Annotated in this window: 10 protein-coding genes; 7 read left to right on the top strand and 3 right to left on the bottom strand. The window is 74.6% G+C overall.

All coding sequences use genetic code 11. The annotated features are described in order from the left end of the window. Nucleotides 1-196 precede the first annotated feature (196 nt). Both AC529_RS09055 and AC529_RS09060 read left to right on the top strand, forming a co-directional pair. A complete protein-coding gene (locus tag AC529_RS09055) occupies nt 197-661 on the top strand; it encodes an Hsp20/alpha crystallin family protein (RefSeq protein WP_068755527.1) in 465 nt (154 codons plus the stop codon). Nucleotides 662-895: 234 nt separating this feature from the next. Further along, nucleotides 896-1,432, top strand: a complete 537-nt coding sequence (locus AC529_RS09060) for a putative immunity protein (protein WP_068755529.1) — start codon at nt 896-898, stop codon at nt 1,430-1,432. 956 nt (nt 1,433-2,388) lie between these two features. Here AC529_RS09060 and AC529_RS19595 read toward each other — a convergent pair. Next, the gene (locus AC529_RS19595) at nt 2,389-3,207 is read right to left on the bottom strand and encodes a helix-turn-helix domain-containing protein (RefSeq protein WP_157080135.1); all 819 of its coding nucleotides are present in this window, start codon (nt 3,205-3,207) and stop codon (nt 2,389-2,391) included. Nucleotides 3,208-3,245: 38 nt separating this feature from the next. Further along, complete coding sequence (locus AC529_RS20065; protein ID WP_068755531.1) at nt 3,246-3,551, bottom strand: 4a-hydroxytetrahydrobiopterin dehydratase; 306 nt, start codon at nt 3,549-3,551, stop codon at nt 3,246-3,248. Nucleotides 3,552-3,700: 149 nt separating this feature from the next. Here AC529_RS20065 and AC529_RS09075 point away from each other — a divergent pair, with 149 nt between their 5' ends. Then, nucleotides 3,701-4,153, top strand: a complete 453-nt coding sequence (locus AC529_RS09075) for a hypothetical protein (RefSeq protein WP_068755534.1) — start codon at nt 3,701-3,703, stop codon at nt 4,151-4,153. 7 nt (nt 4,154-4,160) lie between these two features. On the opposite strand, the gene AC529_RS09080 is transcribed toward AC529_RS09075, so the two are convergent. Next, on the bottom strand, nt 4,161-5,420 hold the full coding sequence (locus tag AC529_RS09080) for an SUKH-4 family immunity protein (RefSeq protein ID WP_068755535.1): 1,260 nt from the start codon (nt 5,418-5,420) through the stop codon (nt 4,161-4,163). Between the two features lie 243 nt (nt 5,421-5,663). On the opposite strand from AC529_RS09080, the gene AC529_RS09085 reads away from it, so the two are divergent. From AC529_RS09085 to AC529_RS09100, 4 genes are all read left to right on the top strand, one after another. After that, nucleotides 5,664-8,036 carry a lysylphosphatidylglycerol synthase transmembrane domain-containing protein gene (locus tag AC529_RS09085; RefSeq protein ID WP_068755542.1) on the top strand — a complete coding sequence of 791 codons (2,373 nt, stop codon included), beginning with the start codon at nt 5,664-5,666 and terminating at the stop codon, nt 8,034-8,036. A 24-nt stretch (nt 8,037-8,060) separates the two neighbouring features. Continuing rightward, the gene (locus AC529_RS09090; protein ID WP_083948055.1) at nt 8,061-9,548 is read left to right on the top strand and encodes an FGGY family carbohydrate kinase; all 1,488 of its coding nucleotides are present in this window, start codon (nt 8,061-8,063) and stop codon (nt 9,546-9,548) included. After that, complete coding sequence (locus AC529_RS09095; RefSeq protein ID WP_068755543.1) at nt 9,548-10,255, top strand: AraC family transcriptional regulator; 708 nt, start codon at nt 9,548-9,550, stop codon at nt 10,253-10,255. The genes AC529_RS09090 and AC529_RS09095 overlap by 1 nt, the downstream gene beginning before the upstream one ends. A gap of 86 nt (nt 10,256-10,341) precedes the next feature. Beyond that, nucleotides 10,342-10,878: a dihydrofolate reductase family protein gene (locus tag AC529_RS09100; protein WP_068755544.1), complete on the top strand. Its 537-nt coding sequence runs from the start codon at nt 10,342-10,344 to the stop codon at nt 10,876-10,878. The last annotated feature ends 259 nt before the right edge of the window (nt 10,879-11,137 follow it).

Below are 11,137 nucleotides of genomic sequence, written 5' to 3' on the forward strand. Positions count from 1 at the left end.
ACAGGACACGGCCGACAGCGGAGGAGCGGCGCCGCGGAGTGACGGACACGCCGTCAGCACTTCGAGTGTGAGACCATGCACACTCAACAAACTTGAGTTTAAGAGACTCAACAAGGGGAATGTCAGGGGTGCAAGGTTCGCAGGTCCAGTAGCCACCCTCCCCGGTGGCCGTACGAGTTCGGAGGAGGCACAGACCATGGCACTGCCCGTCGTCCGTTCTTCTCAGACCCCGGCCGACTGGGACCCCTTCCGGGAACTGAACGAGCTGCACGCGCAGATGCACCGGTGGATGGACTCGGTGTTCGACCGGACCCTCGCCGTCGGCGCCGACCACTCGACCTGGTCGCCGCTGGCCGACCTGTCCGAGACCGAGGACGCCTACGTCGTCGAGGTCGAGCTCCCGGGCGTCACCCGCGACGACGTCACCGTCGACCTCTCCGGTGCCGAACTGGTCATCGAAGGCGAGCGCAAGGAGCGCGAGCGCGAGGGCTGGTTCCGCCACCGCACCCGCAGCGTCGGCCGGTTCCGCTACGCGGTCACCCTGCCCCAGGGCATCGACCCCGAGGGCGTGGAGGCGACCCTGTCCAAGGGGGTGCTGACCGTCCGCGTCCCCAAGAGCCGGGCGCTCAAGCCGCGCCGGATCGCCATCACCGAACGCTGACCTGTTCCCGCTCACGGCGCCGCACCGCGCGGCGCCGCGTGAGGGCCCGCACTCCGGAATGCCCGGAGTACGGGCCCTCACGCGTGCTGTCCTGTCGCCGCCCCGGCCTTCCGCGCTCTCCAACGGCCAGCGGTCCGGTCATGGCGTCCGGCGGAAAACCGCCGGAACCCGAACCGCAGGTGCACCGATACGGTCGAGGCGGCTGCGGCGCCCGAGAAGAGACGAGGGGACGTCATGGCGGACGGTTCTGCGGCATTCGCACTCACCCTGGACGAACTGCGCGAGCTCACCGGCTACGCGGTGGCGTGCGCGCGGCCCGCACCGGCGGTCCTCGAACGCGAACGCCCCGACGACCAGCGGCCACGGGCCGCGATCGACGTCGCGCAGGCGTTCGCGGACGGGGCCAGGCGGACCAAGGCGCTACGGGACCACGCATGGGCGACACATCGGGCGGCTCAGGAGGCCCGCGACGCGGGACAGGCCGCGGCCGGCGACGCCGCGCGCGCCGCCCACGCGTGCGGCGCGGCGTTCCTCCACCCCCTGGCGAAAGCCACCCAGGTCAAGCACGTCCTCGGATCGGCCGCCCACGCCGCACGCGCGCTCGAACTGGCAGCCGGGGACGACCGCCTCGCGCGGTCGCTGCTCCTCGCAACCCCGGTCGTGGTGGACGCCCTGAGACGCCACCCGGCCGCCCCGTCCGGCGGCGGACGGGTGGGGGAGCTGGTCCGCAGGTCGGACGCATCGCTTCGGGGAACGACGGAGACGCGCTGACCGGCAGCCTCCCACCGCCGGTCCCGGCGTTTCCCGCGCCCCCGCGCAGGCCGCCCCGCGGTCTGCTGCCGTCCTCCGGCAGCACTTCGCCCGGTGGGGCCTGGAACGGTCTCGCGGAGCGGAAGCGGAGACAATTTTTGATCTACGTCGTAAAGACCGCAGTTCTTGTGTCTCCAGTCGCACAGACCGTCCGCCTCTGCGACTCCAGAAGCGCAGGACCGCCCCCACGCCCACGGAAGCACCCGACGGTCGGGCCAAGCGGAGAGGGCGACACGCCAAGCCGCTGCGCACCGGCACCTTCGCAGTGGGCGGCTTCCAGTACGCCGGACTCCCGGAGGAACCTGAGGGCGGCGCGCCGACCGGCGGGAACCCCCGAAACCGCAGTGGTGCGGCGGCCGCCCGGAACGCTTCGTGCCCTCTGTCGCTCTTGCCCCCTGGCCTCAAGTCAGGTCGAGTCATCGGGACTGCCCCGGGCAGGACCGTGCTGCTGGTCCGACCGATCCGCCCGGCGGCGACGTCTCCGGAAGCGTTCGGCCCGAGAGACCGGAGCCGAGGGTGAGGCCGTGAGCCCCGCCTCGCCCTCGGCTCCGGACGCCCACCGTGGACGGGGCGCGGCAGCGGGACCCGGCAGCGTGAGGACCACCGAGACGGTGGCCGCACGGGAGGAGCCCGACGGGAGCCACGAGGCCGCGGCTTCGGCGACAGGCCGGTCCCGCCTCCGGCAGGGCTGCCGCGTCCAGCAGAGGACGGGACCGGCCTGGTCGTCGTGTCTCCGCAGGGTGATGAGAAGCGGACCATGCCGAGCGCGCCGTGGCCGGAGTCGTCCCCGCGTGCGGGGGAGCACACGTGGCGAACCGCGGCTTTGCTGCCACCCGGCGGTGTTTTCCTCTGCTTCCCGAGAACCGGCCGGTCGCTCCTCCGACCTGCACCGGCCGTACCCGGATCCGGAAACCCGCTCAGGCAGCAGGGGCGGTCTCGACGCCGGTGCCGTCCCGGCACCGCTGCCCTCCTGCGGCGAGGCGGGACACGGCCGCCGCCCGCCGCTCGACGTCGGCCAGCAGCCGGCGCGGGCTCACCCCGGCCAGGGCACGGCAGTCCCGCGACAGGTGCGGCTGGTCGGTGTACCCGGCCGCGCACGCCAGACAGGCCAGGTCGGCCGGTGCTCCGGGGCGGCGCGCCAGCCGCAGGAAGCGTTGCAGGCGCAGGATGCGGCGCAGCATGGCCGGACCGTAGCCGAACACCGCGGTGCAGCGCCGGTGCAGTTGCCGTTCGCTCAGCCCCGCCTCCCCGGCCAGCTCCGCGACGGGGGTGGCCAGGTCGTGCTCCAGCATGCGCACCACGGTTTCGCCGACCCGGTCCGCGTCGGGAGCGTCCCGCAACCAGCGGCGCACGTGGCCGTGGAGGACGTGCAGCCGCGACCGCGCGTCCGGGGCCTCGGCGACCTGCTCGGCCACGTGCCGCTGCACCCGGGAACCGAACACGTCCTCCAGCCGGACCCGCCGGTCGCGCGCCCCAGGGACGTCCAGTCCCAGCGCGGTGGCGGCCCGACCGGGACGGAACCGCACCCCCACCGCCTCGGTGCCCGGCGGCAGGGAGAACGTCCACGCCGTCGTCTCCGGCCCGCACACCACCACCGCCCCGGTGTCGAGCCATAGCACGTCCACGCATCCGTCCGGGACCAGCCGGTGCGTGCCGCCGCCCAGCCGGGTCGTCCAGCCCAGCACCACGTCGTCGGCGAGGTCGGCGGGCGGGGGAGAGGGAACGTAGGGGGTCACACCGGTCACGGTAGCGGGACGGGGCGACACCCCTCGGCTCAGCGCGGCGGGCGGGGCCGCGAGTCGGAGCCGCCCATCTCGATGGTCTGCTCGATGCGCGCCGCCAGCTCCACGTCCGTCTCGGTGACCCCCTCCCCGGGGGTGGCCACCCGCACCACCAGTCCGCCGGGGACGGGCCGCACGGCCACGTGGCCGGGCTCGTCCGCCGTGACGCCGTCCACCGCCGCGCGCATGCCCGCCGGATCGTCGGTGGGCGTCGGCCGGGCCAGTGCGCCGGCCCGGTGCTCCCAGTGCGCCAGGCTCACCAGCGCGGTGGAGATCTCCTCCTCGCTCAGCACCCGCATGGTCTGCTCCTCGCTCGTCTCCGGCCGTGCACCGCACCGCTACCCGAGGCACAGCGGTCCACCGCGCCGCGGGTCCCCGCATCGCCAACCACGGGTCAACGACCGGCCGGTAGGCGCATGACCGCCCCGGCCGGGGGCAGGGTGCGGCCATGGACCAGCAGCACCGCATTCCCGTCCCGCGCGGCGCGGACCGGCGGCCCCGGGGAGTCGACGACGCCACCGTCGCGGGGGTCGGCAAGCTCACCGAGGCGCTGGAGACCATCGAACGCGCCCGCGGCCACCTGTACTCGATGCACCAGTTGACCGGGCACGCCGACGCCATGCTCGACGAGGCGGTGCGGCTGCTGCGGGAGGCCGGGCACCGCACGGTCGCCGAGGAGGTCCGGCGCCGCCTCATCGGCCGCAACGTCGTCGACGGACGCTGGACCTACCAACTGGTGGAGGAGTACGACGACGGCTACTACGCCGAGTTCCGCCGGATCGAGCGGCAGGCCCGCGAGGACCTGCTCGGCGGGGTGCGGCACGTCCACGAGTCGGCGATGAAGGAAGAGCGCCGATCGCCGGGCGAGCCCGGGCACGAGGCCGAGCCCTCGCGACGGTGAGCGCCGCTCACAGCAGGCCGTCCCACATCTGCTCGACGATGACCGCCCACCAGTGCTCGGGGCCGCCGAACACCGAGCCGTCGACGTCGGCCAGCGCCTCCTGGAACTCGGCGACGATCCGGCCCGCGCTGTAGGGGTCCTGGTCGCGCATGGTCGGCAGCGTCCGGGACAGCAGCGCCAGGCAGCGCCCGAACTCCGCCACCGACCGGTTGACGTAGCGGCGGGCGCCGCTGCGCACGTCGACCGCCCACACCGATCCGGCGTCGGGGCCGACGGTGCGCACCGCCACCGCGCTTCCCCCGTCGCTGCCGATGCGCACGTAGTCGCCGAGGGCGGCGGCCAACTGCGGGTCGGACAGGTCACCGCCGCAGGCGCGCAGGTGGGTGGCGGTGTCGCAGAACAGCCCGCCGGCGGGCGGAAGATCGGGCAGGTCGGCGGCGAAGAAGTGGGGGACCAGGCCGGGCAGGCCCGCCCTGGCCAGGGTGCGCCGGGTGGCCTCGGGCAGCCCGCTGACGGCCAGCAGCCCGGGGTCGTACCGCAGCACCTGCGGGAACGTCTCGGCCAGGAGCTGCTCCAGCGTCCCGTCGTCCGTCGCGGGACCGGTCCGCCCCGCGGGGAACGGCACCCGGTTGGGGCGCGGCAGCGACGGGGCGCCGGGCAGCCGCCGCGCGGTCTCGGCCTGGCTGACGAGCGCGGCCACGCCCAGGGCGCGGACCGCACGGGTGGGGCCGTAGTCGTGGGAGCAGGACACCTTCACGTCGCCGAAGGTGTCGCGCAGGAACCGGCCGCGGTAGCCGCCGGGCAGGTCCGCCGGGTACAGGTCGGAGTAGACGCCCACCACCTCCTCGGGACACACCCCCATCCAGCTCAGCTCGGTCCAGATCTGGATCTCGGGGGGCGGCATGCCCGGACCCGAGGAACGGGAGACGGACGCCTCCCCGCCGTGGGAGTCGCGGTAGGTGAACACCACCGAGTTTCCGGGGCCGACGACCGGGGGCAGCGCCGGGTCGTAGGAGAAGAAGGGATCGTGGGAGTACTTGTCGCGGTACATCCGCACCACCTCCTCCACCGGTGCCGAAGGCCAGGTGCTCAGCTCGCCGGTGCGACGGTCGACCACCCCGCACACGCCGCCGGTGCCGGCGGGGGCGGCCCAGACGACCCAGCCCAGGTCGAACTCGTGGGCCCGTACCTCCCGGCGTCGACCCGGCGGGGAGGCGCCGTTGAGCCACGCGTTCGCGATCGCGACCGCCTGCTCATACGTGACCATCGCTCTCCTTCGGCGGAAAAATGACACAAAATGCGCCTTGGGTGAGATTACCGTTCTGTCGCATACGTCGCATGGGACGATCCTGCCGTCCTACCACACGGGAACCGTGCGGGTCATCACGTCCGGTGACGGCCGCGCCCCGTGTCCCCGCCGCCGGGACACGGACCACGAGTGGGGTGCCCGTTGCCCGCCTCGGGCCGCTCGACGCGACAACCGGCGGCCGATCAGGGCAGGGTAGAGGACGTGAGCACGGCAGAGACCACACGCAGAACCGGAACGGACGCCGCCGCGGGAGTCGCACGGCGGCCCGTCGACCTGCTGTTCACCGCCGCCGGTTGGGCGCTGCTGGCCCTGGTCCTCCTCGCCGTCGTGCTCGTCGCCGAGCCGTCCAGGGTCGGTGACACGGCCGAACTGCGCTCCCTGCTGCCGCCGTCCCTACTCGGCCTGGTCGCGGGCCTGGCCAACCTCGCCGTCCTGCTGCTGGCCGGAGTCGCGGTGGCCGAACGCCTCATCCACCGCGACGTACGCCACGTGGTGCGCGTGCTCTTCGCGGCCGGCCTCGGCTACGGCGCCGCCGTCACCCTCAACACGGTCCTGGCCGCACTGCTGGGCGAGGCCCGGCCCGACGTCCTCAGCACCTCCACCGCAGGAGGCACGGCCAGCAACCCGCTGCACGCCTACCTCGCCGCCGCCGTCGCCTACCTGCACGCCACCCGCCCCGTGCACCTGGTGTCCGTCACCGGCCTCATGGCGGCGGGCGTCGCGGTCACCGCGGCCGCGGTGCTGCTGTCCGGCTACACCACGGCACTCGCCCTGGTGCTCACCCTGCTCGTCGGCGCGGTCTGCGCCTCCCTGGTCAACTACACCGTGGGAGTGAGCATCCCGCCGCCCGACGTCGGGCGGCTCGTCCGCGAACTGGACCGCCTCGGCCTGGAACCGCTGTGCCTGGACCCCGTCGGCGAGGACCACGAGGGCAACCGGCGCTTCGTCGCCGAGACCGTGGACCGCCGCCTGGAGGTGACGCTGCTCGGCCCCGACCCGGCCGGCGGGGTGTTCCGGAGGCTGCTGGCGCGGATCGTGCTGCGCGACGCCGCGGCGCCGCCGCTGCTGCTGGGCCTGCGCGACCGGGTCGAGCACACCGCGCTGCTGGAGTACGCGGCCGCCGCGGCGGGAACGGCCGCCCCGCGCCTGCTGGCCGTCGGAGACCTCGACCCCTCCACGGCCTTCCTGGTCCGCGAGTACGTCGCCGTCCGCCCGCTCACCGAACTGGCCGACGCCGACCTCGACGACGACTTCCTCGACGAGGTCTGGACGCAGTTGCGGCTGCTGCACAGCCGCCGCGTGGCCCACCGCGCGATCGGCCCCGAGGCCGTCTGCCGCCGCACGGACGGGCGCGCCGTCCTCACCGGCCTGTCCACCGGCAGCGTCGCCGCCGGCTCCTGGGCGCTCTCCCTCGACAACGCCGCCCTGCTGACCACGCTGGCACTGCGGGTGGGACCGCGCCGCGCCGTGGACTCGGCCGTGCGCAGCCTCGGCACCGACACCGTCGCCGCCGTGCTGCCGTTCCTGCAGAGCATCGGCCTGCCCCCGGCGCTGCGCCGCGCCGTACGCTTCCGCCGCGACCTGCTGGGACGGCTGCGTGAGGAGATCTCCCGCAGCGCCCCGCACGCGCCCGCCCAGCCGGTGCAGTTGGAGCGGATGCCGCCGCGCACCGTGGCCACCGTCGTCGTGGCCACCGCGGTCGGCCTCGCCCTGGCCTACCAGCTTCCCGGCGTGGACTGGACCACCATCAGCGACCCCGACCCGCTGTGGACGGGCACCGCCGTCGTGCTGTCGCTGCTGTCCGTGCTGGCGCCCGCGCTCGCGCTGCTCGGCTTCTCCCCGGTGCGGCTGCGGCTGTGGCGCACCGTGCTGGTGCAGTACGCCTCCTGCTTCGTGCGCATCGCCACCCCGGCGGGCGTGGGATCGCTGGCGCTCAACACCCGCTACCTGGTCCGGGAGGGCGCCGGCACCGCCCAGGCGGTCTCCGCGGTGGGCGTGTCCCAGCTCGCCGGACTGGCCACCCTGGTCCCGCTGCTGGTGCTGTGCGCCTACCTGTCCCACACCGGCTACCCCGGCGACTTCTCCCCGTCGTTCACCCTGCTGGCGGTGGTGGGGGTGCTGTCGGCGCTGGCCGCCGCCCTGCTCGCGGTGCCCAGGCTGCGCCGCGCCGCGCTGGACCGGCTCCGCCCCCACCTGAGCGGGGTGCTGCCGCAACTGCTCGACCTCGTCCAGCAGCCGCGCCGCCTCGCCCTGGGCTTCGGCGGCACCCTGCTGCTCACCGTGAGCCTGGTGCTGTGCCTGCACGTCAGCATCCTGGCGTTCGGCGCGACCCCGTCGCTGGCCGCCGTCGGCGTCGTCTACCTGGCGGGCAACGCGATCGGATCGGCGGCGCCCTCCCCGGGCGGCCTGGGCGCGGTCGAGGCGGCGCTCATCGGCGGCCTGACCACCATCGCCGGAGTGCCCGCCGCCGCCGCGCTCTCCGGGGTGCTGCTGTTTCGGCTGCTGACCTTCTGGCTTCCGGTGCTGCCCGGCTGGCTGGCCTTCGCCCGCCTCCAGCGCCGCCGGGCGATCTGACCGACGCACGAGAGAGGAGAGCCGATGGCAGGGGAGGCGCTGCTCGGCGTGGACCTGGGCACCAGCGGCGTCAAGGCCGTGGTGGTCGACCTACGGGCCGACGTGCTGGGCGAGGCCGACGCCGTCTACCCGGTGCGCTCGCCCCGCGCGGGCTGGGCCGAGACCGACCCCGCCGACTGGTGGACGGCGACCGTCGCGGCGGTGCGCCGCGCCCTGGCCGCCGCGGGCCGCCCCCGCGTCGCCGCGGTCGGCGTGGACGGGCAGATGCACGGCCTGGTGCTGGCCCGCGCCGACGCCGTTCCGGTCCGTCCCGCCCTGCTGTGGGCCGACCGCCGCGCCGAGGCCGAACTGGAGGCATGGCGTGCGCTTCCCGCGGCGGAGCGGCAGGCGCTGGCCAACCCGCTGGTGCCCGGCATGACCGGTCCGCTGCTGGCCTGGACCGCCCGCCACGAGTCCTCGGCCCTGGCCGAGGCGCGCTGGGCGCTGCTGCCCAAGGACTGGCTGCGGCTGCGCCTGACCGGGAAGGCCGTCACCGAGCCCTCCGACGCGTCGGCGACCCTGCTGTGGGACGTGCCCGCCGACACCTGGTCCGCGCCCGCCCTGCGCGCGGCCGGGATCCCCGCGGAGCTGCTGCCGCCCGTGGCGGCCTCCGACCAGGCGGCCGGATGCCTGACGGCCGCGGCCGCCGCCGAACTGGGCCTGCCGCCGGGCCTGCCGGTGGCCGCCGGGGCGGGCGACACCCCGGCAGCGCTGCTGGCCGCCGGGACGGCCGGGGAGGAGGCGGCCCAGCTCACCGTCGGCAGCGGCGCGCAGATCGTGACGGCCGCCGCCGAGCCCACCGCCGCGCCGGGCGTCCACGTCTACCGCACCGCAGAACGCACCGGCTGGTACCGGATGGCGGCGGTGCAGAACGCCGGGGTGGCGCTGGAGTGGGTGCGCACCCTGCTGGGCGCCACCTGGGAGGAGGTCTACGCCGCGGCCGGGGAGGGGGAGGCGGACAGCGGGGGAGTGGTGTTCCTGCCGCACCTGACCGGGGAGCGCGCCCCCGAACTGGGCCGGTGCGGGGCGCTGGCGGGACTGCGGCTGGACACCGGCCGAGCCGAGGTCCTGCGCGCCGCCGTGGAGGGCGTGGCCTTCACGATCCGCCACGCCGCCGCCCTGCTGCCCGACGGCCTTCCGCCGGTGGTGCGCCTGGCGGGGGGAGGCAGCCGCGACCCGCGGTTCCGTGCCCTGCTCGCCGACGTGCTGGGGGTGGAGCTGCGCCCGGTGCGGCTGCGCAGCGCCTCGGCCCTGGGCGCGGCCCGGTTGGCGGCACGGGCCACAGGGCTGCCGATGGCCCCGCCCCGCCCGCACCGGGACCCGGCGGTGCACCCCACCCGCAGAAAAGAAATCTACGACGTAAAGTTCGAGGTTTATGTGAACCACCTCAAAACCCACCAGACCGAACCCCCGAGAAGAGCAGCCGCCTCCCGCCACACGACGGCCCCGACCGGCCACAGCGAGACGGTCTGATGGCGCTGCACATCGAGGACCGGCCGTCGGACTCGCCCCACATCGCCCGCGTGTGGCGCAGCCACAGCAGCGGAGTCGACCGCATGACCTCGGTGGCGACCTCGCACTGGGAACTCGTCGTGTGGACCCACCGCGGCGCCACCCACGCCGCGGTCCGCGGCCCCGAGACCGCGGCGAGCACCGCCGAGGTGCCCGACGACTCCGAGTCGTTCGGCGTCAGCTTCGCCCACGGCGTGTCCATGCCGCACCTGCCCGTGCCGCTGCTGGTCGACCGGCAACTGGACAGCCCCCACGTGGGCGGGGGCGCCTTCGTCCTCCGGGGAGAGCGCTGGCCCCTGCCCACCTTCGACGACGCCGAGGAGTTCGTGGCACGGCTCGTCCGCGAGGGAGTGCTCGCCTGCGACCCGCTGGTGGCCGAAGCGCTCGACGGCGGGACCCCGCCGACCAGCAGACGCACCCTGCAACGCCGCGTCGCCGCGGCCACCGGGCTCACCCCCAGCGCGATCCGCCAGATCGAGCGCGCCCGCCAGGCCGCACTCCTGCTCGGCGAGGGCGCGGCACCCCTGGACGTGGTCCACCGGCTCGGCTACTACGACCAGCCCCACCTGTCCAGGTCGCTCAGACGCTTCATCGGCCGCACCGCCACCCAGTTGCGCCGCGCCGACCCCGCCCAGCCCTTGTCGCTTCTGTACAAGACCCGTACCTGAGCACGTCCATAACCTGGCGCGCGACGAGGTACGGCTCCCACCAGCCGACCTGAACAGCACGCTTCCGGAAACCGAGGACGAGGACCATGGGCAGGATCGTCGCGAACTTCTTCATCTCGCTCGACGGGGTGGTCGAGTCGCCCGACCAGTGGCACTTCCCCTACTTCAACGACGAGATGGGCGCCGTGGTGAACGCCGGGCTCGAACGGAACAGGGCGTTCCTCATGGGGCGCAGGCTCTACGACGAGTGGTCCGCGTACTGGCCCGGCAGCACCGACGAGCCGTTCGCGACCTACCTCAACACCATGCCCAAGTACGTGGTCTCCTCCTCGCTGACCGACCCGGCCTGGGCCAACACGACGGTCCTGCCCGGCGACACCGACGCGGTCCGCCGCCTCAAGGACGACGTCGACGGCGACATCGCCATGTCGGGCAGCGCCACCACCGTACGCTGGCTGCTCGCCCACGGACTGCTCGACGAACTCCAGCTCCTGGTCCACCCGGTCGCCGTCGGCCGCGGACAGCGCCTGTTCGAGGACACCCCCACCCACAGGTTCGACCTCACCCACAGCGCCACCCTGTCGACCGGGGTGCTCCACCTCGTCTACACGCCGCTTCCCTGACCGTCGGGCACGCCCGGCCGAGCCCCGCCGCTGCCTCCACGGGCAGGGCGGGGCTGCTCGTCCCCGACCGCCCGACCGGGGACGAGCAGCCCGTCAAAGCCTCGGGCGCACCCGGTGGGATCCTGGGAGCATGGACCTTCCCTCTCCCGTGAAGAAGCCGAGGTTCAGCCGCAGGGCCGTGGCCGTCCTGCTGATCGCCACCGCCCTGGTGGCGGTCGCGGTCGGGGCTTGGTCCGGGTGCTGCCGGACGGGGACCGCG

Origin of the sequence: Thermobifida cellulosilytica TB100 (assembly GCF_001517975.1) — a bacterium.
Taxonomy (GTDB): domain Bacteria; phylum Actinomycetota; class Actinomycetes; order Streptosporangiales; family Streptosporangiaceae; genus Thermobifida; species Thermobifida cellulosilytica.

Coding starts and splice junctions, on each gene's coding strand:
- AC529_RS09055 (WP_068755527.1), top strand. CDS start 197: ATGGCACTGCCCGTCGTCCGTTCTTCTCAGACCCCGGCCGACTGGGAC.
- AC529_RS09060 (WP_068755529.1), top strand. CDS start 896: ATGGCGGACGGTTCTGCGGCATTCGCACTCACCCTGGACGAACTGCGC.
- AC529_RS20065 (WP_068755531.1), bottom strand. CDS start 3,551: ATGCGGGTGCTGAGCGAGGAGGAGATCTCCACCGCGCTGGTGAGCCTG.
- AC529_RS09075 (WP_068755534.1), top strand. CDS start 3,701: ATGGACCAGCAGCACCGCATTCCCGTCCCGCGCGGCGCGGACCGGCGG.
- AC529_RS09080 (WP_068755535.1), bottom strand. CDS start 5,420: ATGGTCACGTATGAGCAGGCGGTCGCGATCGCGAACGCGTGGCTCAAC.
- AC529_RS09090 (WP_083948055.1), top strand. CDS start 8,061: ATGGCAGGGGAGGCGCTGCTCGGCGTGGACCTGGGCACCAGCGGCGTC.
- AC529_RS09095 (WP_068755543.1), top strand. CDS start 9,548: ATGGCGCTGCACATCGAGGACCGGCCGTCGGACTCGCCCCACATCGCC.
- AC529_RS09100 (WP_068755544.1), top strand. CDS start 10,342: ATGGGCAGGATCGTCGCGAACTTCTTCATCTCGCTCGACGGGGTGGTC.